This is a genomic window from Methylobacterium adhaesivum (genome assembly GCF_022179065.1).
Lineage (GTDB): Bacteria > Pseudomonadota > Alphaproteobacteria > Rhizobiales > Beijerinckiaceae > Methylobacterium > Methylobacterium adhaesivum.
The window spans coordinates 16,997-41,992 of record NZ_BPQD01000008.1 but is presented as its reverse complement, the minus strand read 5'-3'; the positions used below and the strand labels follow the sequence as shown (position 1 = coordinate 41,992).

At 70.9% G+C, this 24,996-nt stretch carries 17 protein-coding genes; 11 read left to right on the top strand and 6 right to left on the bottom strand.

Annotated elements, in window-relative coordinates:
- Positions 1 to 82: 82 nt before the first annotated feature.
- Complete coding sequence (locus MFF01_RS09760; RefSeq protein ID WP_238224460.1) at positions 83 to 8,197, bottom strand: apolipoprotein A-IV repeat region-like domain-containing protein; 8,115 nt, start codon at positions 8,195 to 8,197, stop codon at positions 83 to 85.
- A 290-nt stretch (positions 8,198 to 8,487) separates the two neighbouring features.
- Between MFF01_RS09760 and MFF01_RS09755 the strand changes: the two genes are divergently transcribed.
- Positions 8,488 to 8,805, top strand: coding sequence for an Hpt domain-containing protein (locus MFF01_RS09755; protein WP_373319713.1), 318 nt, complete (start codon positions 8,488 to 8,490; stop codon positions 8,803 to 8,805).
- 176 nt (positions 8,806 to 8,981) lie between these two features.
- Positions 8,982 to 9,302 (top strand): 2Fe-2S iron-sulfur cluster-binding protein, encoded by a 321-nt coding sequence (locus MFF01_RS09750; protein WP_238224456.1) that lies wholly within the window; start codon positions 8,982 to 8,984, stop codon positions 9,300 to 9,302.
- On the opposite strand, the gene MFF01_RS09745 is transcribed toward MFF01_RS09750, so the two are convergent.
- Both MFF01_RS09745 and MFF01_RS09740 read right to left on the bottom strand, forming a co-directional pair.
- Entirely contained in the window at positions 9,277 to 9,732 is a 456-nt protein-coding gene (locus MFF01_RS09745) for a bleomycin resistance protein (RefSeq protein ID WP_238224453.1), read from the bottom strand. The two genes, MFF01_RS09750 and MFF01_RS09745, sit on opposite strands and share 26 nt — an antisense overlap.
- Positions 9,729 to 10,904 carry a vWA domain-containing protein gene (locus MFF01_RS09740; protein ID WP_238224450.1) on the bottom strand — a complete coding sequence of 392 codons (1,176 nt, stop codon included), beginning with the start codon at positions 10,902 to 10,904 and terminating at the stop codon, positions 9,729 to 9,731. Before MFF01_RS09740 ends, MFF01_RS09745 begins: the two co-directional genes overlap by 4 nt.
- Positions 10,905 to 11,124: 220 nt before the next feature.
- On the opposite strand from MFF01_RS09740, the gene MFF01_RS09735 reads away from it, so the two are divergent.
- Complete coding sequence (locus MFF01_RS09735; RefSeq protein WP_238224448.1) at positions 11,125 to 11,529, top strand: hypothetical protein; 405 nt, start codon at positions 11,125 to 11,127, stop codon at positions 11,527 to 11,529.
- A 59-nt stretch (positions 11,530 to 11,588) separates the two neighbouring features.
- Here the strand turns inward: MFF01_RS09735 and MFF01_RS09730 are convergent, their stop codons facing one another.
- Positions 11,589 to 13,697: a TonB-dependent receptor gene (locus MFF01_RS09730; RefSeq protein WP_373319717.1), complete on the bottom strand. Its 2,109-nt coding sequence runs from the start codon at positions 13,695 to 13,697 to the stop codon at positions 11,589 to 11,591.
- Between the two features lie 230 nt (positions 13,698 to 13,927).
- Between MFF01_RS09730 and MFF01_RS09725 the strand changes: the two genes are divergently transcribed.
- The 6 genes from MFF01_RS09725 to MFF01_RS09700 all read left to right on the top strand — a co-directional run bounded on the left by MFF01_RS09725 (position 13,928) and on the right by MFF01_RS09700 (position 18,779).
- Positions 13,928 to 14,686: a DUF3750 domain-containing protein gene (locus tag MFF01_RS09725; protein ID WP_238224444.1), complete on the top strand. Its 759-nt coding sequence runs from the start codon at positions 13,928 to 13,930 to the stop codon at positions 14,684 to 14,686.
- Positions 14,687 to 14,688: 2 nt separating this feature from the next.
- On the top strand, positions 14,689 to 15,171 hold the full coding sequence (locus tag MFF01_RS09720) for a GNAT family N-acetyltransferase (RefSeq protein WP_373319716.1): 483 nt from the start codon (positions 14,689 to 14,691) through the stop codon (positions 15,169 to 15,171).
- Between the two features lie 116 nt (positions 15,172 to 15,287).
- The gene (locus MFF01_RS09715; RefSeq protein ID WP_238224821.1) at positions 15,288 to 15,494 is read left to right on the top strand and encodes a ferredoxin; all 207 of its coding nucleotides are present in this window, start codon (positions 15,288 to 15,290) and stop codon (positions 15,492 to 15,494) included.
- Positions 15,491 to 16,768 (top strand): NAD(P)/FAD-dependent oxidoreductase, encoded by a 1,278-nt coding sequence (locus tag MFF01_RS09710; RefSeq protein ID WP_238224434.1) that lies wholly within the window; start codon positions 15,491 to 15,493, stop codon positions 16,766 to 16,768. Before MFF01_RS09715 ends, MFF01_RS09710 begins: the two co-directional genes overlap by 4 nt.
- The gene (locus tag MFF01_RS09705; RefSeq protein WP_238224425.1) at positions 16,765 to 18,012 is read left to right on the top strand and encodes a cytochrome P450; all 1,248 of its coding nucleotides are present in this window, start codon (positions 16,765 to 16,767) and stop codon (positions 18,010 to 18,012) included. The genes MFF01_RS09710 and MFF01_RS09705 overlap by 4 nt, the downstream gene beginning before the upstream one ends.
- A 167-nt stretch (positions 18,013 to 18,179) precedes the next feature.
- Positions 18,180 to 18,779, top strand: coding sequence for an AprI/Inh family metalloprotease inhibitor (locus MFF01_RS09700; RefSeq protein ID WP_238224424.1), 600 nt, complete (start codon positions 18,180 to 18,182; stop codon positions 18,777 to 18,779).
- A 34-nt stretch (positions 18,780 to 18,813) separates the two neighbouring features.
- Here MFF01_RS09700 and MFF01_RS09695 read toward each other — a convergent pair whose 3' ends face one another.
- On the bottom strand, positions 18,814 to 20,532 hold the full coding sequence (locus MFF01_RS09695; protein ID WP_238224423.1) for an outer membrane beta-barrel protein: 1,719 nt from the start codon (positions 20,530 to 20,532) through the stop codon (positions 18,814 to 18,816).
- 263 nt (positions 20,533 to 20,795) lie between these two features.
- Here MFF01_RS09695 and MFF01_RS09690 point away from each other — a divergent pair, with 263 nt between their 5' ends.
- The gene (locus MFF01_RS09690; RefSeq protein WP_238224422.1) at positions 20,796 to 21,824 is read left to right on the top strand and encodes a KpsF/GutQ family sugar-phosphate isomerase; all 1,029 of its coding nucleotides are present in this window, start codon (positions 20,796 to 20,798) and stop codon (positions 21,822 to 21,824) included.
- A gap of 39 nt (positions 21,825 to 21,863) precedes the next feature.
- Here the strand turns inward: MFF01_RS09690 and MFF01_RS09685 are convergent, their stop codons facing one another.
- On the bottom strand, positions 21,864 to 22,910 hold the full coding sequence (locus tag MFF01_RS09685) for a glycosyltransferase family 61 protein (protein WP_238224414.1): 1,047 nt from the start codon (positions 22,908 to 22,910) through the stop codon (positions 21,864 to 21,866).
- A 105-nt stretch (positions 22,911 to 23,015) separates the two neighbouring features.
- Between MFF01_RS09685 and mutL the strand changes: the two genes are divergently transcribed.
- Positions 23,016 to 24,983: a DNA mismatch repair endonuclease MutL gene (gene mutL, locus MFF01_RS09680; RefSeq protein ID WP_238224412.1), complete on the top strand. Its 1,968-nt coding sequence runs from the start codon at positions 23,016 to 23,018 to the stop codon at positions 24,981 to 24,983.
- The last annotated feature ends 13 nt before the right edge of the window (positions 24,984 to 24,996 follow it).

Below are 24,996 nucleotides of genomic sequence, written 5' to 3'. Positions count from 1 at the left end.
AACAACCCCTCCAGCTGTCGCGTCGGTCGCTTCACGTTCGCGTCACGCCCGTCCCGAAGAGGGGCGGGCGTGACGCCAGTAGCTACGCGCCGTCGAAGCGGCCGCTGGCATGAGCCAGCATCGTGTAGACCTTCCCCGTCTCCGACGTGAGGTAAGCGTCGGTGCGCTTCGAATCGCGGTCGTTGCGCGAGACATCCTCCATCAGGCGCTCGAACTCCGTCACATAGCGGTCAACCGTACGGCGGAAATCGGCATCCCCGGCATAGCGGCGACGGACTTCCTCGAAGGTCTGGCGCCCCTGTGCGGTGTAGATGCTCGTGTCGAACAGGTTCGGTTCACCCCGGCGATACCGCTCCCACAGGTCCACGGCGCTGCGATGGTCGATCATCTTGGCGATATCGGCCGAGATGACTTCCAGCGCCGTGCGACCGCGCTCCGCGACCGCCTTGTCGTTGCTCGGGCGCTTGGCACCCGACTTCATATCGACGGACGGGTTGGCATCGGCCTGCGTCTTGGCGTTCTGCGACGCCTTCGGATCCGCCACGGGCTTGGCTTCGCCGGATGCCACGGGGACGGTGGGCGCCTGGACGACCGTCGGCGTCGGAATCGTCGCCGGCAGGTTGGGGATCGCGACGGAGCCGTCGCCATCGTCGTCGAGGGAGGCGCGGGTCAGAAGGTCGGAGAGCCAGCTCCGGTCCGTACCCTTCGCACCCGTAGTCGCACGCCCGGCGGGTGCAGGCACGATGGTCATGGTTTGAGGCGGCTTCGACGCCACCGGGGCAGGGGTCTGCACGGCGGCAACCTGGCCAGGACCAGCCGGGGACTTGGCCTGCGCCGACGACGCCGAAGTCTTGGCCGGAGCCGTCGTTGCCTGGGTCTTGGCCGGGGCCGGCTCGGACGGCGCCGGTGCGGCTTGAATCTCCGTCGGGGCGGCCTGAGGCCGGGTCGACGCGGTGGTCGCAGGGCGGGCAATATCGACGCTGCGATCGGTGCGGGTGACGAGGGTGGTCAACTCACCCAGGGCCTTGATTTGATCCGAGACCACGCGGCGCATCTCGCCCGTGGCGTCCTGGGTCTCACGGGGCAGCTCGAGGATGCCGCGCTGAATTTCGGTGCGCGTGGCCTCGAGTTCCCGGCGGATCTCTGTCGCCATCTCGCGGAGGCCCGCGACGGATTCCCCGAAGCGGTCCGAAGCCGTCTCGAACACCGCAGTCATCTCGCGCGACGCCGCGTCGATGGCCGCGCGGACACCCTTGGCCGTCCGCTCGCCCTCGCTATCGGCCCCCGAACGCAGGCCCTCGAACGCCTCGACCACACGGGCGCCGGCGCCCTGTGCCGTCTCGGCCAGGCCCGTGCCAATAGCGCGGGCACGCTCTTCGGCCGTCCGCAGCGTCTTCTCGATAAGGGCATCGAAGCGGGCGGTCTCGGCCTCTAGCGAGCCGGAGCGTTCGTCGATCCGGGCCAGCACGCCCTCAATGGCGTTGCCGCGGGCCGCGATCACCTCGGACAGGCGGCCTTCGGCCGTCTCCAGAGAGCTGGCTGCCCCCGTGAGGGTCGCCGCATGGGTGCGGCCGAGATCGCCCAGGGTCCGGCCACGGGCATCGAGGGAGGCGGTGAGCTCGGCCGCCTCCTGCAGGGCGCCTTCGGCCACCGTCTTGAACTGGCCCACCTGCTCGGCGACGCCACGGCTCGCGCGCTCGGTCTCGCTGGCGATGGAACCCAGGGCCTCCTGAAGCTGCTCGATGCGGGCGGCGAGGCCTGTCTCGACGGCCGCGAGATTGTCGCCCGTACCGGCCAGGAGTTCGCCCAAGGCCGCATTGGCGCCCTCGACCCGCGCGAGCACGCTGCCGACATCCCGGCGCAGGGCCTCGTTGGCCTCCGTCAGGGTGGCGATGGCACGGGACGCGCCGCCGTCGATGGCGCTCAGGAGGGCTTCGGCGGAGGCTTGCGAACGGGCCTCGAGGTCGGCCGTACGCTGACGGATCGCCTCGACCAGGGGCGCGCCGCTCTCTGCGAGCACGCGCTCGATGGCCTGACCGCGTTCGGCGAGGACGGTCACCAATCCGGCGACCGGACCGTCCACCACGGTCCGCAGCTGCTCGGACTGCGTGGTGATGGCCGCGATCATGGTCGAACCACGTCCGTCGAGGGTCTCGACGAGCTTGCCGCCGCGCGCCTCGATGGCCTGGGTGATGGTCTCGGCGCTGCTCGCCAAACGCTGCGCCGCCACCTGGCTGCGGGCCTCGATAAGGTCCGCCAGAGCCGTGGAACGCTGGTCGAGGACCTGCGTCATCGTCGCGCCACGGGTCTCGATGAGGTCTGCCAGGGCCGTGGAGCGCTGGTCGAGGACCTCCGTCATCGTCGCGCCGCGCGCGTCGATGAGGGCCGCGATAGCCTCGTTGCGCTCGTCGAGAGCCGTGGCGAGGGCGGCGGCGTGGGCCTCGGCCAGGACCGTGTGGCGCTCGACGCGTTCGTCGAAGGCCTTCAGCATCGCGGCGGAGCGATCGTCCACGAGGGCGGCATAGGCGTCCTGTCGATCGTCGAAGGCGGTGGCCAGATCATCGCCGCGCGAGGCGACGAGGGCGGCGAAGACCTTCATGCGGCTGTCGATACGGCTGGTGAAGGTTTCGCTGCTGGTCTCGACGGCCCGCGTCAGCGCCGACCCCTGCGCATCGATGGTCCGGGCCAGATCGGCGGCGCGGCCCGAGATCAGGGTGTCGAGGGCGTCGAGACGCTCGTCGAACACCGTCGTGAGGGCCCGGGTCTTGGCATCGACATGCTGGCCGAGGGCACCCGAACGGCTGTCCACCATCTCGTCGAGGCGATTGATCCCATCGTTCAACAGGCGAGAGAGGGCTTCGGAACGCGCCGCGACGCGGCTGGTGATGGAGCCGTCGCCGTCGCCGACGAACCCGTCGAGGATCTTCAGGCGCTCGTCGAACAGGGCCACGAGGGCGTGTGTGCGGGCATCGACCCGGTCGGTCAGGGCTTCGGCGCGACTGTCGACGAGACCGTCGAGGGCCGTGAGCATCTCGTCGAACAAGGCGCGCAGGCCATTCGTGCGATCGTCCACGGCGGCGGCGAGCCGAGCGCCGCGTCCATCCACGAGGTCGTCGAGATGGCCGATGCGGGCGTCGAACAGGGTGGTAAGTGCGTCCGTCCGCGCCGCGATGGCGTTGCTCACCTGCGCCCCGCGTCCCTCGACGATCTGGCCGAGCAGGTCGATCCGGTGATCGAACATCGCCGCGAGGCTCAGGGTCCGGCCGTCCACGGCCTCCGCGAGGCTGCCGCTGCGCTGCTCCACGAGGGTGTCGAGTTCGCCGATGCGCGCGTCGAACAGACCGGAGAGGGCCTGGATCCGATCCTCGATCGCCGCAGCGATCCCGCCGGCATCCCGCTTCATGAGGGCATCGATCTCCTCGACGCGTCCGTCGAACAGGGTCGCGAGGGCCTGCGTCCGCTCCTCGAGGGTTTCACCGATCTGCTGGCCGCGACCGTCGACGAGGCTCGTCAGAACGCCGAGATGTTCATCGAACAGACTCGCCAGGGCGCGGGTGCGCTCGTCGATGTCGTGCGCGGCCTTCGCCGCGCGGCCGTCCACGGCGTCCTTGAGGCCGGCCAGACGCTCGTCGAACAGGGCCGCGAGCGTTTTCGCACGGGCGTCGATGGCGTCGGTCACCTGGGCGGCGCGGCCGTCCACGACCTCCCCGAGGGCACCGAGGCCCTGATCGAACAGGGCCGCGAGGGTGCGGGTGCGGTGATCCACCGCCTCCGTGAAGCCACCGCCACGGCGCTCGACGAGTTCGTCGAGCTGGCCGATACGCCCGTCGAACAGGCTGTCGAGGGCCTTTATGCGCTGTTCGAGGGCGGTGAGGAAGCCAGCATCGTCCCGGTTCACCAGGGCGTCGAGCTGACCGAGGCGGGCGTCGAAGGTCGTGGCGAGGACCTGGGTGCGGGCGTCGACGGCCTCGACGAGGCCGGCGTTGCGCCGTTCCGCCACCTCGTCGAGCTGGCCGACGCGCTCGTCGAACAAAGCCGCCATGGCGCGGGTACGGGCATCGACGGCCTCGACGAGGCCGGTGCCGCGCCGCTCGACCACCTCGTCGAGCTGGCCGACGCGTTCGTCGAACAGGGCCGCGATGGCGCGTGTGCGGGCATCGACGGCGCTCGCAGCGGTGCCGAGACTCGCCTCGAGGGTCTCCACGAGGTGGCGACCGCGCCGGTCGAGGGTTTCCTGCAGAGGCACGATACGATCCTCGAAGCTCGCGCCGAAGGTCTGGGCGTGGGTGTCGAGGAGGGCGCGGATCTCGCCCGTACGGTCGTCGAGGAGCTGGTGGACCGTACGCACGCCCTCGTCGAGGAGCGAGCCGATGTCCTGAGCCCGCCCGTCGAGGGCGCGGCCGAGGCGGCCTTCGCCTTCGCCGAGGGTACGGTCGGCTTCGATTACCACCTCGCGCAGGCGGCCGAGGATGCTCTCGCCACGGGTGTCGAGGAGCGTACCGAGGGCGTTGCTGCCGGTGTCGAGGAGGCGTGCGAGCTCGGTGATCCGCCCGCCGATGGCCACCATCACGGCGTGGCCCTTCTGGTCGAGTTCGGCGCCCAACGCGGTCGTGCGCTCGTCGACGAGGCGAGCCAGATGGTCGGCCCGCTCCGCGAAGGCCTCGCGCAGGCTCTGAGCCTGCTGCGACAGGGCCGCGTTGGCGCCGCCCGTCCGCTCGACGATCATATCGACGAGGTCTCGGGTGCGCGCGGCGAGGTCCGCGTCCAGGGTGTGTGTGCGCTCCTCGATGCGGCGGACCGCCTCGAGGGCCTGGGCACCGAAGGATTCGTCGATGAGGCGGCTGCGCTCCTCGAGGGTCGCACCGATGGCCTCCAGGCGTGACAGGACACCGGAGTCGAAGCGTCCGGCGCCTTCGTCGAGGCGTTGGGCGAGGTCGCGGGTCTGGCCGTCGAGTCGGTCGGTGATCTCGGCGGCGCGGGCGCTGAGGGTCTCGCCGAGGCTGAGCGTGCGGGCGGCGATATCCTGGCCCATGGTGTCGACGCGGGCATCCAGGGTCTCGACGAGGTCGCGACCGCCGTCGGACATGATCCGGGTCATTTCCGTCGTGCGCTGGATCAGGGCCTCGTTCAGAGCCGTGGCCCGGGCGCCGAGCTGAGCGTCGATCTGGTTGACGAGGTTCGCGAAGGTCTCGCCGATCTCGGCGGTGCGCTTCAGACCATGCTCCTCCAGGCTGCCGAGCTGAGAGTCGATGGCATTGCGAGCCTCCCGGGTCCGCTCGACGATGGCGTCGGCCACGGCCTGGCCCCGCACAGAGACGATCCGGTCCATCTCCTCGATCTGTCCGCCCACGGTCTGCGTGAGGGTGGTGGTGTCGCGGGTGATCCGCTCGGCGATGATATCACCCCGCGCGATGGTCTCCTGCAGGGCGGCGAGGCGGTCGGTGATCGCGGTGTCGATGGCGCCGGCATGCGTGCGGGCGGTCTCGCCGAAGCGCTCGCTCGACGCGGTAAGGGCTTCGCCGACCCGGGCGCTCTGCGCCGTGATGGCGAGGGCGATGTCGCGGCCGGCCAGGGCGAGCTGCGCGTGGGCATCGTGGGTGTGGGCGGCGATGAGGTCGCCGAGGGTGCGGCCATGGTTGCCGAACGAGGTCTCGACGTCGCGGACCCGGGCATCGAGGCTGCTGCCGATTCCCTCGGCCGCGCGGTCGATGACGCCCGCCGCCTCGCTGGCCCGGACGGCCAACTCGACGTTGATCTCGTCCAGGGAGCGGCGCAGGGCTGCGATGGACGTTTCCGTTCGGGCGGCGACGTCCTCGCCCGCGCCCTCGGCGAGCTGGCGCAGGAGGGCAGCCGCCTCCTCGGTGCGGCTCGACAACTGGTTCGCGTTGGCCGCGAGCCGCTGCTCGAAGATCTCGACAGCCTCGACGGTACGGGCCTCAAGTTCACCCGTGGCCCCGGCGGCGGAGCGGCGCAGGGACTGGGCCGCCTCGGTGGCGAATGCCCCGAGGGCGACGGTGATCTCCTCGGCGTTGCGGCGCAGGGTCTCGGCGGTATCCGCCGTCCGGTTGCCGAGCTGACCGTCCACGGTCTCGGCCGCGGTTTGGATCGCCGAGACGGTCTCGGCGGTGCGAACGGCGAGGGCCTGCCCAAGGTCCGACAGGAGACGCTCGATCCGCGCCGTCGCCTCACGGGTGCGTTCGTCGATGAGGGTGCCGACACGCTCGCCGGTGACCGCAAGGGTACCGTCGAGGCCGGCGGCCTGGACCGTGACGGTCTCATGCAGCCGCCCGGCCACGGCCTCGATCCGCTCGGCCAGCGCGCCGCCACGGGTATCGATATTGCTGGCAATGCCCTCGACGGAGCGGGCTAGGCCATCGCGCACGGCCTCGGCGCGGGCGTCCAGGGTGTCGATCAGGCCGTTCGCCGTCAGGGCGAATCCGGCCTGGGCGTCGCGGCCGCGCGTCTCGATGAGGTCGGCGATGCCGGTGCCCTGAACCGTCAGGGTCTCGTGCAACCGGCCGGTCACGGCATCGATCCGCTCGACCAGTGCCCCGCCGTTGCGCTCGATAAGATTGGCGGCCTCCTCGACGGAGCGAATCAAGCCGTCGCGCAGGGAATCCGCTCGGGCGCCGAACGTATCGATCACGCCGCCGGTGGCCTGCGTCAGGCGCTCCTCGGCCTCGCGACCCCGCGCCACGATGGCGTCGGACACGCCGCCGCCGACGGTGGCGAGATCTCGGGTGAGGGCGGAGCCCGTGGCGGCGAAATGCGCGCGCAGGGCGTCGCCGGTCTCGGCGAAGCGAGCGGTGATGTCGCCGCCCGTGCTCGAGAACTGGGCGGTCAGTTCGCCGCCGCGGGTAAGGAAGGCGTTCTCGAGGCCGCGAGCCGAATCCTCGAAGCTCTTGCGGACCTCGCTGCCCTCGCGATTGAGGGTCTCAATCACCTCTGCGCCGGTCTGCGCCAGGGTCCGGGCGACGTCGCCCGCGTTGGTGGCGAGGGTCGCGGTGAGAAGGCCGCCCGTGCGCTCGAAGGCGCGGGTCACTTCCTCGGCCCGGACCTCGAGGGTCTGGGTCAGGGTGTTGCCGACATCCGTCAGGCTGCCCCGGACGCCCTCGCTGGTGGCGGCGAGGCGCTGGACGAGGTCGTCGCCCCGGTCGGTCACGAGGCCGACCACGCGGTCGCCGGCCTCGGCCAGGGCGGCCGTGATGGCGTCGCTGCGATCGCCGAGCGCCGAAGTGATGGCTTCGCCCCGTGCGTCGAGGGCGCCGGTGACGCGCTCGCCCGCGCCGGTCACCGCCGCGACGATGCGCTCGGCGGCCCCGTCGAGTTCCTGCGTCAGGTTCTGGTGCGTGCCAGCGATGGCCCCGCGCACACGCTCGGCATTGGCCACGATGGATTCACGCTGGGCCACGAGTTCGTCGACGAGGGAGCGGATGCGGATCTCGTTCTCCGAATAGGCACGCTCGAGGGTCGCGATCTCGCCGCGCACCAGGGTCTCGAGTTCGCCGGCGCGGGCCAACGCCCGCTCGACGCCGTCGCCCACGGCGGCGACCTCACGGCGGACGGTCTGCGACATGGTGAGAACCGCGTCGGTGGAGAAATTCTCCGGCTCGGCCAAGCGGATAGCAACCTCGCCGACGGCGCGGGCGACGAGGCGCATTTCCTGGGCACGCACGGCGAGCATCGCCATGATGCTGAACAGCACGGCGGGGCCAACGAATGCGGTCGCGGCCACTGCCGCCTGAAGAGCCGTGAGCCCCTGGACATACCCCTTCAGGTCGCCCCCGGACTGGCTCGAGGCGAGGGCCATCAGGCCCGCGAACCACACGGCCGAGGCGATGCCCGCGACAATGTAGGGGGTCGGTGACGGCCGCACCCGGAGGGTCTGCTGCAGGATGCCGATGTTTTGGCGGTCGTCGTTTGCGACGAGGGAGCGGTCGGGCGGCAGGAGGCCGCCCTCGCGACGCGGACGGGCCCGATCCGGCGGCGGCAGGTCGGAGGCCAGGGGTTCCTCGAGGCGCGGCGGAGCGGTGCGGCCGCTCGGATCAAGGAGAGAGTCGCCGTCACCGACGTCGGGCAGGCGCGGTTCGACGCGGGCCTCGGACGAATCGGGCGTGAGCATGTCGAGGTTGAGAGCCTGCTCGATGGCGGACAGGGCGGCCTCGGCCGGGTCCTTGAGCTTCTTTTCCGTGGCCATGCAACCCCTCGATGCAATCCCCCATGCCGGCCGCACCCGGCGGAGGGGATAACTTTTACCAATTTACCAAACGAACTTTAGCCATCGTCGTCCGAGCCCGATACCCGACCCTGCGTCCGCGACGGCAAAACCTTAACGGAATGGTTACCAAGGCCAGGGCCCGCATCCCACCCGTCGGGTTTATCCATGGGCCTCCAAGGCCTAAACGCAAACTGGGGGCGGCCCCGCGCCTGTGGATAGGGCCTCGCGGCCGTCCCTCGCCGCGAACGAACCCAACGTCGAACTCAAGAGTGCCCTTGCCCCCCATCGATCACGACTACCTCGCCGCGCAGACCGGTGGCGACGCGGCCTTGGCCCGCGAGCTCCTCACGCTCTTGGCCGAACAGTGCCGGCACCTTCTGTCCGGGATCGCCGATCCGGACCGGTCTCTCTCCGATCGGGCCGATCTCGCCCACACCCTGAAGGGCTCGGCCCTCGGGGTCGGGGCCGGCGCCGTGGCGCGGGAGAGCGGCGCGCTGGAAGAAGCGTTTCGCGCCGGTCGGGCGGCGGATCCAATGCCGCTCGCCAAGGCCGTCGCCGAAACCCTGCAGGCGATCGCGCGGGACTAACGCGGGCGAACCGGCCGCAGGCCCGGGCGGGGAACAGGCCGGCCCGTCCGGCGTAAGCGCAGGAATGTCCATGTCGCGCGGCGTCGAACGCTTGCTTTCCGGAGCCTGCCCCTTCAAGGCAGGCTCCACGCCGCACAACCAGCCCTAGACGTGTTGTACGAGCCCGGAGCCTCTCGATGCCCAAGATCACCTTCGTCGACCATGCCGGTACGGCCCGGACCGTGGAGGGCGTGGCGGGATCGACCGTGATGGAAGCGGCGATCCGCAACAACGTGCCCGGTGTCGACGCGGAATGCGGCGGCGCCTGCGCCTGCGCCACCTGTCACGTCTACGTGGACGGGGAATGGGCCGCCATCGTCGGGCCGGCCCAGGACATGGAGCAGGACATGCTCGATTTCGCCTCCGACGTGCGGGCGACTTCGCGCCTGTGCTGCCAGATCCGCATCACGCCGGAACTCGACGGACTCACGGTCACGACCCCCGCACGCCAGGGTTGAGCGGACGGGCGCCAAGGGCCTCGCAGATCCGCACGAGATATCCGTCCGGGTCCTGCACGAGAACCTGACGGAGACCGACCTCGACGGCACCGGCCCGGTACCACGCCTCGTGAACGGCGCGGAACAGCGGCCAGTCGAGGGCCGCGAGTCCCGCCAGCACCGGTGCTAGGGACGCGACGGTGATCTGCAGGTTGAGGCCGCGCCCCAGCGGCGGTTCGAGGGGGCCAACGGACCAGTTTCCGTTGACCCGGTTGAGCATCACCTGCACGCCGCCCCGCTCGAGATAGGCGAAGCCCTCCTCCGGCCGGGCATAGGCTTTTGCGAAGCCGAGGCCGCCGCACCAGAACGCGAGACTTCGGTCCAGATCGAACACGTCGAGTTCCGGCACCAGGGCGGCGACTCCGCCTTCCGGGAGCCGGTCGCCGTTCACCGCACCAGCTCGCGCATGGCGGCGTCGATGCCTTCGAGGGTCAGCGGGTACATCCGGCCCCCGACGATCCGGCGGACCATGGCGATGGACTGGGTGTAGGCCCAATGCTCGGCTGGAATGGGGTTGAGCCACACCGCCTTCGGGAAACGCTCGAGCAGGCGGCCGAGCCAGACCTCGCCGGATTCCTCGTTCCAGTGCTCGACGGAGCCGCCCGGCGCCGCGATTTCGTAGGGACTCATGGACGCGTCGCCGACGATCACCACGCGATAATCCGCCGGATAGGTCCGCAGCACGTCGAGGAGGGGCAAGGTCTCGTCGTGACGACGGCGATTGTTCTTCCACACCCGCTCGTAGGGGCAATTGTGGAAGTAGAAATGCTCCACGTGCTTGAACTCGGCCCGCGCCGCCGAGAACAGCTCTTCGGCCAGCTCGACATGCCAATCCATCGAGCCGCCGACGTCGAGGAAGAGCAGCACCTTGACGGCGTTTCGCCGTTCGGGCCGCAGCTTCACGTCGAGGTAGCCCCGGGCCGCCGTCTCGCGGATCGTGCCGTCGAGATCGAGTTCGTCGGCCGCCCCCGTGCGGGCGAAGCGACGAAGGCGACGCAGGGCGACCCGCATGTTGCGGGTCCCGAGTTCGACACCGTCATCGAGATCGCGGAATTCACGCTTGTCCCAAACCTTGACCGCGCGGAAGTTGCGGTTGCCGTCCTGGCCGATGCGGATGCCCTCCGGATTGTAGCCGTAGGCGCCGAACGGCGAGGTGCCGCCGGTGCCGATCCATTTCGACCCGCCCTGGTGGCGCTCCTTCTGCTCCGCGAGGCGCTGTTTCAGGGTCTCGAACAGCTTGTCCCAACCGAGGGCCTTGAGTTCGGCCTTCTCCTCGTCGGTGAGGTATTTCTCCGCGAGCTTGCGCAGCCATTCTTCCGGGATGGCGGTGGGTTCAGTCGCCTCGCCCACGGTCTCGAGGCCCCGGAAGACGCTGCCGAACACCCGGTCGAACCGGTCGAGGTGGCGCTCGTCCTTCACCAGGGCCGTCCGGGCCAGGAGGTAGAATTCCTCGACCCGCTTCTCGGCGAGGTCGCGATCGAGGGCGTCGAGGAGGGTCAGGAACTCCCGCAGGGTGACGGGAACCTTGGCCTCGCGCAGGGCGGTGAAGAACTGGAGCAGCATGGACGGACAACGCGGCAGGGCGTGGCCCCGGTCAAGGGCGGGCTGCGATCGCCGGTCGGCTGGGCAGGCGGCGCGATTTCTGTTGATATCCTCCGGCAAGCCCCGGCGGCACGGATCGGAGGGCGCCTCCGAATGTTGGCAGCCGACCCGCAGACGCGGGGATCACCTTCGGACCCTGTGTCGGGGCGACGGTTCGACGGCTCCAACGGGGGTGACCGCCATGGCACTCGTCCTTCACTCCTTGAGCGATTTCAAGCGGTTCCTCGCCGAGCCCGGGGCGACGATCCAGATGGTGCGCAACACCTTCGTGGACCGTCAGGGGCCGGCCCTGCGCGAATCCTACCGGCGCAAGGGGCTGTATGCGCCGCGCACGGTGCAGGCGCTCTCGAAGAAGGCGGCGGTGTTCGCCGTGCAGGGCCACCCGACGACGGTGTGGCTCTACTGGGATCGCGGAATCCGCAAATGGCGCTTTGCCGACGACACCGTGGCGATCCCCCTCAACACCGGCCTCGGCGCCCCCGACGAGATCGTCTACCGCTGCGGCTATGCCGGGGAGCCGGAGCCCCCGGAGTTGGTGATTGAACCGCCGACGATGCCGGAGGAGGGCCAGGGTCAGCTTCTCTGATCGGCGAGGCCGAACGGATCTTCCGCTCGATGGGTCGCGGGCAGAGCCCGAGAGACGTGTTAGAACCGGGCGGTGAGGAACAGTCGCACGTTGCGGCCGGGCAGCAGGATCTCGTCTTTCTTGAACGAGGCCGAGTTGCGGATCTGGTCGTTCAGGAGGTTTCGGCCCTGGAGGCCCAGCGTCACCTCGGAGGCCCCGTAGAGCAGGGGGTCGAGGGGCTTCGTGTAGCTCACCTCGGCGCGCAGATCGTCGAAGCCCGGCGTCACCGTCTCGAGGGGCGCGATCTCCGTATGGGCGAAGGCGTGGAGCAGGTTCACCCGGGCGAACCAGCCATTGGCCCGAACGAACAGGCCGCCGCCGACGCGGTGAGGCGGAATGCGCGGCACGAAGGTACCGTCGTCGAACTGGGCGCGGACGAAATCGTACTGCGCATCGAGGCCGGCCCAGCCGTTGCCGACCGGCAGGAGGTCGAGCTGCGCGCCGATCTCGGCGCCATAGAAGGTGGCGTTGCGCTGTGAGTAGACAATCTGCTGCAACTCGTCGTCGTTGCCGCACGAGGCGAAGTCGTCGCCGCAGCGCAGTCCCGTGTCGCGTTTGTAGATGAAGCCGGTGTAGCGGGTGAAGTAGCCCGTGGCGTCGAGGCGCAGCGGCCCCTCGGCCCGGCGGATGCTGGCCTCGACGGTGCGGGCCCGCTCCTTCTTGAGGTCCGCGCTGCCGATCTCGAAGGTGCCCGTCGCGTCGTGGGAGCCGCGCGAATAGAGCTCGTAGGCGGTCGGCGCCCGCTCGACGTAGCTGCCGTTCAGGCTCGCGACGAAGCCGTAGGGGAGGTCCTGCAGCGCGCCGAAGCTGAGGCTCTTCGGCGCAAAACGGCGGCGACGCCCGTAGGAGAGCGGGTCCTCGCCTTCGACCGGCAGGAAGTCGCCGGGAAACAGCGTGGCGGTACCGGTCGCGCGGTCGCCCTCGATGCGCCCGGCGCCCTGGAAGCGCAGGCCGTTGCCGACCGCCAGCTCCTCGAACAGATAGACGGCGTTGCTGCGCGAATCCGTCGGCGCGAGGAGGCCGCCGGCCTCGCCGGCCGTGCCGAGGGTGCGGCGTCCGGCCTGGAGGCCGAGGGCGCCCGTGAGCGTGCCGAGGCTGGTGAAGACCGGGACGTGCTGGAACTCGACGCGGGCCTCCGCCTCGCGGTTCTTGAACGTCGCCTGGATGCCGTCGCGGCCATCCTCGCCGATCCCGATCTCGTCGTGGCGATAGACCGAGCCACCCGCCCAGAACCGGATCGCCGCGATGGGGCCGTCGAGGGGGCGGAATTCGCCGCGGGCCAGCAGACGATCCTGGCGCGGATCGAGGCGGGTGCGGCTCTCGGCGGCCGCGCCGCCGGGGATCTGATAGAGGGCGTCGTAGTGGCTGTAGGACAGGCCGACGAAGCCCCGGTCGCCGATGAACGACATGCCGACGGCGCCGCCCTGAGACTCGTTGGCGGAATTGCGCTGGATCCCGAGGGGCGTGGCGTAGCTGTCGGCCGCTGTCTTGAACCCGTCGGCGTGGACCGCGACGTTGCCTGCGCCCGCATCCACGGTGACGGCCCCGAGGCGGCCGTTGTCCACGGTGGAGTAGCCCGTGGTGGCCGAGCCCGAGATGCCGCGCTCCGGAATGTAGGTCGGGACGCGGTTGTTATCGACACTCACCACGCCGCCGATGGCCTGCGAGCCGAAGCGCAGGGAGCCCGGTCCACGGATCACCTCGATCCGGTTGGCGATGAGCGGATTGATGGGGACCCCGTGATCCTCGCCGATTTCCGACGCGTCCTGGACGCCGACGCCGTTCTCCTGAATGCGGACCCGATTGTTGTCGAGGCCTCGGATGATCGGCCGGCTCGCGGCGCCCGGTGCGTAGGTCGAGGCCGAGAGCCCCGGCCTGTCGGCGAGGGCGTCGCCGAGGGTGCGCGGCTGATCGCGGGCGATCTGATCGGCCGTCACCACCGTGACGGGCGAGAAGGTGTTGACGGCGACGGGCAGGATTCCCGCAGGGAGGCTTAGTCCCGGACCACTTCCGCGCAGGGGGACGACGGGGCTCGGCGAGGTGACGCTGAGTTCGGACAGCGTCGCTTCGGCTTGCTGCGCCCAAGCACTCGATACGAGGGCGCCCGATACCAGTGCGCCCTGAGCCATGAGCCCGGCACCCGTCAGGACGGTTCCAGCCAAGACCCGTTTCCGTCGAACGACCCGCATCACGCCTCGCACCAAATGTTATGTTGTTTCATTGCGCGAACGCGATAATGTTACAAGCAGGAAGGGGGCGGGGCGAAAAGGTGCCGCGACGCTGTTGCACAGGCGCATCACGCAGCCGTGGATTCAAACGCCCTTGTACGAAAGGCCAGACATCCCGAACTCACCGTCCGATGCTAACCCTCTCCATCCTGTCGATCCTTCGCGCCCTCGCTCTCCTCGTCCTGCTCGCCTTCCTGCTTCCGCTGGGCACCCATGCCCTGTGGTGGTTCGCGCGCGACAGCGTGAGGCCGGACTGGTCGAGCGCTGGCCTCCTGGGACGTCCGGAGGCCGCAGAGCCCGCTCTCGTTCGGGTCTATGCAGCGCGGGTCGGGCGCTGGCGGGGAATCTTCGCCCATCACAGCTGGATCGTGATCAAGCCGGCGGGCGCGTCCCGCTACACCCGCTACGACGTCGTCGGATGGGGCCTGCCGGTGCGAACGGACGGCTGGGCCGCCGATGGCCGATGGTTCGGCAATCCGCCGGAGCCGATTCTCGTCCTCGACGGTGCCGCAGCCGAGGCGGCGATCCCGGCCGTGCGCGCGGCGGTAGCGGATTACCCCCACCGGGCGCTCGGTTCCTACACCGTATGGCCGGGGCCGAACTCGAACACGTTCGCGGCGCACGTCATGGCTCGCATACCGGGCATCGACACGACATTGCTGCCGACGGCCCTCGGCAAGGACTGGACGCCGCCGGGCCGGTTCGCGGAGCGGACGCCGAGTGGGACGGGCTACCGCATCGGCGTCGGGGGCTATGTCGGCGTCACCCTCGGTTGGGTCGAGGGCATCGAGGTCAACCTCCTCGGCCTCGTCGCCGGTCTCGACCTGCGTCGTCCGGCCGTGAAGCTGCCCGGCTGGGGACGTATCGGGCTGCCGGGACTCGCCGTATGACCGTGGCGATCCGCGCCGCCGAACTGCACGACCACGACACCGTCTGGGCGATCCTGGAACCGACGATCCGGGCGGGGGAAACCTATGCGTTGCCCCGGGACGGCACCCGCGAGGCGATGCTCGCCTACTGGTTCTCGCCCGGCCACCGCGTCTTCGTCGCCGAAACCGACGAGGGCGTACGCGGCACTTACATCCTGAAGGCCAATCAGGCCGGCGGCGGCAGCCACGTCGCCAATGCCGGATTCATGACCCACGGGCAGGCCAACGGTCGCGGCATCGCGCAGGCCATGGGCCGGCACGCCCTGGACACCGCGCGGCATGACGGCTTCACCGCGATGCAGTTCAACTTCGTCGTGTCGACGAACATCCGCGCCGTCGCCCTTTGGGAACGCCTGGGCTTTGCCACCGTCGGGCGCCTGCCGGGGGCCTTCCGTCATCCGGTTCACGGGGCCGTGGACGCCCTGGTGATGTACCGGGCCCTTTGACGCGCGTGCACTGCGGAACCGCCAGGCCGCCGGGGCATTGCGCCTCCATGCCCGATCCGAACGTCCCTGACATCGGCCCCTCGCCGAGCCCCGATCCCTCGCGTGCCGCCGGCGGCCTGCGGGTCACCGTCGACCTCAACCGCTGCCAGGCCTACGCCCAGTGCTGCTACGCTGCGCCGGACCATTTCACGCTGCACGGGGCGGAAGCCCTTCACTACGATCCGGCGCCGACGGCGGCGGCGCGTGACGCCATCGAGCGGGCCCGCGTCTCCTGCCCGATCCAGGCGATCCTCGTCGAGGATGCGGGGAGCGGACATCCGTGACCTGTGATCACCTTGTCATCGTCGGCGCCTCCCTGGCGGGCCTGCGCGGCGCCGAAGCGGCGCGCCAAGCCGGCTTTGCCGGTCGCCTCACCCTCATCGGGGACGAGCCGCATCGCCCCTACGATCGGCCGCCCCTGTCGAAACAGGTTTTGACCGGCAGCGTTGCGCCGGCCGCCACCGCTCTGCCGAACCTCGTGCCCCTCGCGGCCGAGTGGCACCTCGGCTCGGCCGCCGCTGCCCTCGACCGAGGCGAGCGGGTCGTCACCCTGCAGGACGGTCGCCGCATCGCCTATGACCGCCTGCTCATCGCCACGGGCGCCCGGCCGCGCCCCTGGCCCGATGCGGCGCAGGGGCGGCTCGCGGGCGTCCACACCCTGCGGGGCCGCGAGGACGCGGCGGCCCTCCGGGCGTCGCTGGCGGAAAAACCCGCTCGTGTTCTCGTGATCGGCGGCGGCTTCATCGGTTGTGAAGTAGCGGCGGCGTGCCGCGACCTCGGACTGCCAGTGACTCTCGTCGAGACTGGCCCGACGGTGCTGGCCGGCGTGCTCGGCACCTATCTCGGCGCCGTGGTTGGCGCCCTGCACGAGGCGCGGGGCGTCGATCTCGTCTTCGATGCCAAGGTCGAGGCACTGGAGGACGACGGCACCGGACGCGTCGTGAGGGCGCGCCTCGCCGATGGGCGGGCCATCGAGACCGACTGCGTCGTGGTGGCCCTCGGCGCCGTGCGCAACACCGAATGGCTCACCGGGTCCGGCCTCGCCTTCGACGAGGGCGGCGTCGATTGCGATCCGGAGGGCTACGTCGTCGACACGGAGGGACGGCCTGACAAAGCCATCGCCGCCGCCGGCGACGTCGCCCGGTTTCCCCATCCGCTCTATGACGGCCGCCGTGTCGCCCTCGAGCATTGGGGCCATGCCGCCGCCCAAGGCGCCCATGCCGCGCGCCTGCTCACGGGTCACGGGGCGGGCCCTTACGACGAGGTCCCGGCCTTCTGGTCTTCGCAGGGCGGCGTCACCATCAAGTCGGTGGGTCTGACGGAGGGCGCCGACAGCCTCGTCATCGCCCAGGGCGATCCGAAGACCGGGCGCTTCCTCGCCCTCTACGGCCGGGCTGGCCGCTGCATCGCCGCCGTGTCGTTCGATTCCGTGCGCTGGCTTCCGGCCTATGCGGAGATGGTGGCGGTGCGGGCCCCGTTCCCACCGATCCGGGGCGGCGTCGACCAGGGACGTCTCTCGGAAATGGCGCCGGGGCTTGCCCAGAGGGATGAGACATGAGCGACGCAACCCTGTTCGAACAGGTGAAGGACGAAGCCAACCGGGCCGATCCCTATCCCCTGTTCGCTCGCCTGCGCGAGACTCCCGTGGCGCTCCAGTCCGACGGAACCTACGTGGCCTCGACCCACGCGGCGATCACGAGCCTGCTCCACGACCCGCGCGTCAGCTCCGAAACCCTGCCCCCGGCGGATCGGCCCAAGACCGGCAACCCTCTCTCGGACTGGATCGTGAAGCCGATCCGCGACCGCATCACCGACGCGCACCGGCCCTTCATCTTCCGCGATCCGCCGGACCACGACACCCTGCGCAAGGCCGTGATGCACGAGTTCACGAATGCCCGCGTCCAGGCCCTGCGCGCGCGCTCGCACACCCTCGTGGACGAGATCCTGACGAAGCACGCGGGATCGACCGAGTTCGACGTCGTCGATGACCTCGCCTATCCGCTGCCGGTGACGATCATCTGCGAGATGCTCGGCGTGCCGACGGAGGACGAGCCCCGGTTCCACGGCTGGGCGACGCAGCTCGCCACGGCCCTCGAACCCGACACCCTCGCCGACACGGAGGCACGGGCGGAGAACAGCCGGACCTTCGAGACCATCTCCGACTACATGACCGGCCTCATCAAGGAGAAACGCCGGACGCCGAAGGACGACATGCTGTCGGGCCTCGCCGGGGGCGGCGTACCGGGGGTGCCCCGGATGGGGGATTACGACCTCATCGCCACGTCGATCCTGATGCTGGTGGCGGGCCACGAGACCACCGTGAATCTCATCGCCAACGCCACGCTGGCGCTCATGCGCAACCCCGAAGAGCTGGCCAGCCTGCGCCGCGACCCGGGCCGCGCCCCGCGCCTCATCGAGGAGGTGCAGCGCTACGATCCCCCGGTCCAGTTCCGCACCCGCCGGGCGCTCGCGGACATCGCCATCGCCGGCACGACGATTCCGGAGGGGGCGGACATCATCCTGCTCCTGGCGTCCGGCAATCGCGATCCGGCCGTGTTCACCGACCCCGACCGCTTCGATCCCGACCGGGGCGGCATCCGTCATCTCGGGTTCGGCGGGGGATTGCACTATTGTATCGGCGCGCCCCTCGCGCGCTTCGAGGCCGAGGCGGCGCTCACCGCCCTCGCGCAGCGCCTCGACCATCCCCGCCTTGCGGACGATCCGCCGCCCTACCGGCCAGGCTCCGCCCTGCGCGGGCCCAAGCATCTGCGCCTTGCCATCGACGGCATTCGTCCGTCCTGAGCCACCGCTTTGCGGCGTTCCGGCCACACCGGGGCGCAAACTCGCTGGCGGTCCCGGGAATCCCCAGAACCCGTGAAGAGCTGCCTTGCGGCCATCGCATTTGGCGGTGAGGCAACCCGCATGGGGGTCGTGTCCGCGACCCCGACGTGTTCGGGATTTGCCTCAAGATGCCGCGTCCGCTCCTGTCGACCGTTGCCGTCCTGGCGCTTACCGCCGGCCTGGGCGCCTGTGCGTCGTCGCGTCTCGAAACCCAGTCCCGCGTCCGTTCCCCCGGGCCCCAGGCCGCCCTCGACACCACGTTGCCGGCGATGCCGTCGGCCCCCATCACCACGTCGCCCCTCGCGCCGCCGCCCGGCGCCACGGCCGTTCCCGTGGAGCCGCCGCCCGGCGCCGACGTCGCCGTGGCTCCGTCCACGCCGGTCATCGCTCCCGAGGCGAGCGTGGCGCCCGTCGCCCCGCCGGCGCCGCCACCCGTCGTGGTGGCTTCGGGGCGGTCGTCGGTGGTCGGCAGCTGGACGGCCAAGGACGCCACGGGCGCGAGCTGCAAGGTGTCCCTGTCGAGTGCGCCGGCCCTCGACCTCTACAAGGCCAGCGCCGCCGGTTGCCCGAACAAGGACCTGGCCAAGGTCACGGCCTGGGACTACCGCGACGGCGAGGTGTACCTCTACCAGCCCGGCGGCACGGTCACGGCCCGCCTGCGCCAGGGCGGGGGCGCCCTCGATGGCGCCCTCTCGAAATCCGGCGCGTCCCTGGCGATGGTCCGCTGATCGGCTTCCTCCCGCGTCGGCGGGAGGAAGCCGATCACGGGTTCACCCTGAGGCCGAGGAGCCAGGTGTTCGAGCGGAAGCTCGCCGAGGCGGTGGTGCTGTTCACCTGCTGGTAGACGTAGGTTCCGCGCAGCGTGAGCCAGCGGTTGAAACGGTAGTCGATCCGGGCCGTGCCGGAGAAGCCGCGCTCCGAGATGTTCACCCGGTCGTAGTCGCTCTGCGCGAAGGTGAGACCGCCGATGAGCGAGAGGTTGCGCAGGAGATCGTGCTGCACCTCCAGGTTGACGGCCTGGGTGCGCACGCCGCTCGAGCCCGCGACCGCCGTCTCGACGATCCCCGCCGTGGCGTTGAGGCGGACGGTGGTGAGGGGGCTCGCCGTCCAGATCAGGGCTGCGTTCATCACCGGCGCGGTGAGGTCGCGCAGGGTCGGGTCGTTGTAGGTGCGGTGCTGCAACCCAGCCGAGAGTTCGCCGGAGATGAAGCGCGTGAGGGCGATGGTGCTGCCGGTCGACAGGGTCAGGCCATCGGAATCCCGCCGCGTTCCCGTGGAATCGACGCGCAGGTCGTAGACGCGGGTATCGGCGAGGACGTCGATGAACGGGGTCAGGCTCGGCGAGATCTCGTAGCCGGCCCGGAGCTGCAGCCCGTACTGGTTCAGGTTGCGATCGCTCTGGGTGATGACGGTTCCGTCGCCGAGGCGGGCATCCTCGAACTGCGAGCGATCGACGAGGCCGCGCAGCGAGAGCTGGAGGCGATTGAAGACCTGCGTCGCCCCCACGGTGGTGCCGTAACTCGTCACCAACGGGCGCGTTGCCGTCCCGGCATTGAGATCGGGGCTGCCGGTGCGCTGGGTATCGATGAGGAAGCGGCCCTCGACATCGATGCGGGTGTCGCGGCTGGCATCGATTCGTAGGCGGGTCACGCCCGTGCCGTTGGGCCGGCTCGCCGCCGGGTTGTCCGGGTACTCGAGGTAGGACCCGCGCAATTCACCGCTGAGTTCGCTCGCCGACCAGTCGCTGCGGAAGGCGAGGTCGGCCTCCGTGCGCAGGGCCACGGAGGGCTTGGCCGCGAGGCGGGTGATCTGCTCGGGGTTGGTGTCGTAGCCGATGCTCTGCTGGAAGCCCGGCAGGAAGGTGAAGGTGCCGAGCTTGATCCCGAGGGGTGCGTAGGCCTGATCGACGGCCAGCGGCTGGCGCAGGGCGCCCGCGAACAGGAAGCCCGGGGTCTGAATGCCGGCGAGGGGCAGGACGGTCGGCAGGGGCACGCCGACCACGGCCGTGCGGACGACCGGCGTCAAGCGGATGTCGGTGGGGGACGCCTGCGTGATCTGGCGGGTGATCCGGGTGGTGGCCGAGCCGAAGCGGCGAGCCGGGGCTGCGCGGAGGCGCAGGAGCGTGCCCAGGGCGCGGTTGTTCGGGGCGCTCGACGCGCCGGGCACCAGGGACCCGCGCGGCGCGCGGCTCGGCGGGCGCAGCGTTCCGGCTCCGCTGTCGCCTTCCGGCGCATCACCGGCCGCCGGGACACCCGCGCCGGTATCGGACGGTTGCAGGGGGCGCGGTGAGCTGGCGGTGGCGGCATCGCTCAATCCCTCCGCGCTGGGATCGGTCTGGGCGGTGGTGCCGAAGCTCGGGTTCGTGTCGGTGCGAAGGGCCTGTGCGGTCGCGCCGCCGGTCCCGGCGAGGAGGGCGGCGGCCGTCAGCGCGAGGCCGCGCAGGCTCCCGTTTCGCCATGCCTCTGTCGGCCACACGCCCATCGGAAACCGTCGTCCTTGGTGACGAAGCCCGGTGCTCCGTCGCGGGAGACACCCCGGCTTCGGGGGCGATCACGCCGATGAGACCGGGCGGATCATGGTTAAGATTGCTACAACCGGCAGGGTTAATGCGCCGTCAACGACCCGGCCGAACGGGCGGTGGATCGCCTCGGCACAGGCCGCCTTGCGACCACATTCGCGCGCCATAGGCACGGGTTTGGGGGCTCGCGCGGACGCGGCCCCGGTCAGTGAGGAGACGGAGCGGGATGGCTCCAGCGAACACGGCCCCGAACGCGGCGCTGGCGTCCAACGACGCGGCCCCCGGCGTCACACCGGCCATCGCCTCGGCCCTGCGCACCATCGGCACCGAGCGCGACGGCCTCGACTGCCTCATGGCGGCCATCGGCAACGGCCTCGGGGAGGCGTTCACGGCGGCGGTGGCGCGCCTGAGCCAGGCCCGGGGCCGCGCGATCCTCACGGGCATGGGCAAGTCCGGCCATATCGGCCGCAAGATCGCCGCGACCTTCGCCTCGACGGGAACGCCGGCCCTCTACGTCCACCCGGCGGAGGCGAGCCACGGCGACCTCGGCATGGTCCAGCCCGAGGACGTGGTGGTCGCCCTGTCGTGGTCGGGCGAGACCACGGAACTCGCCGACATCATCGGCTATGCCCGCCGCTACCGCGTCGGCCTCATCGCCATCACGGCCAATCCCGAGTCCACCCTCGGCCGCGAGGCCGATGTCTGCCTCACCCTGCCGAAGGCCCGCGAAGCGTGTCCGAACGGGCTCGCCCCCACCACCTCCACGGCCATGCAGCTGGCGCTCGGCGACGCCCTGGCCGTGGCGCTCCTCGAAGCGCGCGGCTTCTCCGCCCGGGAATTCAGCATCTACCATCCGGGCGGACGCCTCGGCGCCTCCCTGCGCCAGGTCCGCGAAGTGATGCACACGGGCGAGCGCCTGCCCGTCGTGTCGCGCGGAACGCCCATGCGGGCGGCCATCCGCGAGATCGATGCCAAGGGCTTCGGCTCGGTGCTGGTGGTGGAGGCGGACGGGCGCCTCGCCGGCATCGTCACGGATGGGGATCTCCGCCGCAACGTCTTCCGCACCGACCTCGACAGTCTCGCCGTCGAGGCCCTGATGAGCGGCACGCCCCGCACGGTGGTGCCGGAAACGTTGCTGGCCAAGGCCCTCGAGATTCAGGAATCCATGAAGATCACCACCCTGGTGGTGATCGAGGGCGGCCGTCCCGTCGGCCTCGTCCACTACCACGACCTCCTGCGCGCGGGCGTCGCCTGAGCTCCATGCCCGGTCCGTCGATCCCTGCGGGATGGCGGATCAGGGGCGCTTGAGCCAGCGCCCGATCCTAGCCCCGAGGCCAACTCGGGCCCGCCCGGCATCACGGGCGTCCAAACCGTCGAAATCCGCGGCCCGGTCGACGAGTTCCTCCGCCACTCGTTCCGGATCGGGCACCGACCAGCCGAAATGGAATCCCTCGTCCGGGCCGGCCTCGCTGCCGACAGGATGGTAGTAGCGGCCCCGGGTGCCGTTGAGGCCATCGAGCAGGGGAAAGTTCGCGTTGAGGTGCGGCGCCCAGTTCAGGCCGAGGATGCGCCGGCCGGGCGCCGCGAAGGCCGCCGTGTGGAACGCCGACCCTGCCGTCCCCATCACCACCCGGCGCTCCGAGAACAGGCGCACGAGGTCGGGCAAGCTCAAGTGCTCGGGGTAGACGATGTCGACGCCGCGACGCGCCAGCGCCGCCTCGAGATCCGCTTCGTTGCGCAGGCGCGAGATGCCGGAGGCGAGGCGGGCCTTCGACAGGTAGACCGGACGCGTCACCCCGTCGACGACGGCATCCTTCCAGAACGGAGCGCCGATGGCGCGCACGAGATCGGCATGGACCGCGTGCGCGAAGGCCTGCTCCTTCAGGCTCGGCTTGGGCAGGACGAGGTGGGGGATGCGGGTCGGCCGGTCGAAGCGAACCACGTTGGCCGGCGTCAGGCCGAAGCCCGCGAGAATCGGCGCGAGGAAGGGAAGGGCGGCGGGGTCGTCCGTCGCGTGGCAGAGGAGGCGGGGCGGGGGCCCGCGCCAGTGGAGGAGCGGCCACAGGCGCCCCAGGGTGCCGACCAGGAAGTGTCCGTAATGGCTGGCGAGGGCCCCGAGATAGAGATGCGGCCCGGCGCCTGCGGAATCCGCCGGTGCCACGTCGGACGCGGCTTCGCCGTCGCCGTCGAGGTGCGTTCCGTCCGGTCCCGTCAGGCTCCAGGCGGCGGCGGCGGTGCCGGGCCGGTAGACCGCGTCGGTCACGATCCGCACGGTCGGCGGAGCGGCGATCCGGTCGGTTCGCCCCCACACCGCGCGGCAGCGCTCCAGAGTTTCGGTCACGCAGGTCCCCGCCCCGTGGGCATCCGCGATGTCTGGGCGGGATGGCGCGGGGGAAGACCCGCCGCTCGCTTTCCCGCCGTGTGAAGGCCGTCGTATAATCCCGCCATGCCCGTCGCGCCATCCCGCCATCCCGGACCCGTCCGCCGCCTCGATCCGATCCTCGTTGATCGCATCGCGGCCGGCGAGGTGGTGGAACGGCCGGCCTCGGCCGTGAAGGAACTCGTGGAGAACGCCATCGATGCCGGCGCCCGCAGCATAGAGGTCACGGTGGAGGGCGGGGGCCGGCGTCTCATCCGGGTGGTCGATGACGGCGCTGGCATGGGGCCGGAGGATCTCGCCCTGGCGGTCGAGCGCCACGCGACCTCGAAGCTGCCGGACGGCGACCTGACCCGGATCGACACCCTCGGGTTTCGCGGCGAGGCCCTGCCGTCCATCGGCGCCGTGGCCCGCCTGACCCTGACGAGCCGGACGGCCACGGGCGAGACCGGCCACAGCCTCACGGTGGATGCGGGTGTGCGGGGCGAGGTGCGTCCCGCGCCCAGTCCGCGCGGCACCCGCATCGAGGTCGCGGACCTGTTCTCGGCGACGCCGGCCCGCCTCAAGTTCCTCAAATCCGACCGGGCCGAGACGGCGGCCATCGCCGAGGGCCTGCGGCGCCTCGCCGTGGCCGAGCCCGGCATCCGCCTCGTCCTGCGCTCGGACGGTGGCAGCCCCCTGGTGTTTCCCGGCGAGAGCGAGGCGGGGCCGGCGGCCCTGCTGCGGCGCCTCACGGCGGTGCTCGGCCCGGATTTCGGCGCCAACGCCGTCCCCCTGGAGATGGCGCGGGAGGGCTTCGCCCTGTCGGGACATGTCGGTCTGCCGAGCTATCACCGGGGGGCGGCCAACCAGATCCACTTCACGGTCAACGGGCGCCCCGTGCGCGACCGCCTCCTGCTCGGCGCCGTTCGCGGCGCCTATGCCGACACCATGGGTTCCGACCGCCACCCCGTTCTCGCCCTGTCGATCACCTGCGATCCGGCCTTCGTCGACGTCAACGTCCATCCGGCCAAGACCGAGGTGCGGTTCCGCGACGCCTCCCTGGTGCGGGGCCTCATCGTCAGCGCGATCCACGAAGCCCTGCGCCGGGCCGGCGCCCGCACGGCGACGACCACGGCCGCCCGGACCCTGGAGGCCCTGCGGGGGGAGAGTCTGCCCTTTGCCGAAGCGCCCGCCACGGGCGACCGGCCCCTCCAGGCCCATACGGGCTGGGGCGCCCGACCCGCGACGGCACCGCCCCTCCCGCGGGGCCTGCCCTCGTTCGGAGCGCCGGGCCGCTTTCCGCCGGCACGGGACGCGGTTTCCCACCGATCCGGCTTCGAAGAGACGCCGCAGGCGGCGTTCACCCACGACTTCGCGCCCCCCGGCGCCGACCTGCGCCAGGAGGCCGACCCCGGGTCTCCGGAGTCCGATAACGTGGGCGACCATCCCCTTGGGGCCGCGCGCGCGCAACTGCACGAAACCTACATCGTCGCTCAGACCCGGGATGGTCTCGTCCTCGTCGATCAGCACGCCGCCCATGAGCGCCTCGTCTACGAGCGCCTGAAGCGCGAGCGCGCGGCGGGCGGCATCGCCCGCCAGGGGTTGCTCATCCCCGATGTGGTCGAGATGGCGCCCGACGACGCCGCCCGCCTCCTCGAAGCGGCACCGGACCTCGAACGCCTCGGCCTCACCCTCGAAGCCTTCGGCAGCGGCGCGGTGCTGGTCCGCGAGGTCCCGGCGGCGCTCGCCGGCGCCTCGACCCGCACCCTCGTCATCGACATCCTGGACGCCCTGGTGGGTAGCGGCCTGGAGGAGGGGAGCCTCGACGGCGACGACGCGGGCGGCGGCCCCTTGAGCCGGCGCCTCGACGCGATCCTGTCGCGCATGAGCTGCCACGGCTCGATCCGCGCCGGCCGGCGCCTGCGGCCCGAGGAGATGAACGCCCTGCTTCGGGAGATGGAGGCGACGCCGCTCTCGGGCACCTGCAACCACGGCCGGCCGACCTTCGTCGCGCTCAAGCTCGGCGATATCGAGCGGCTGTTCGGCCGGCGCTAGATCTCGGAGGGGA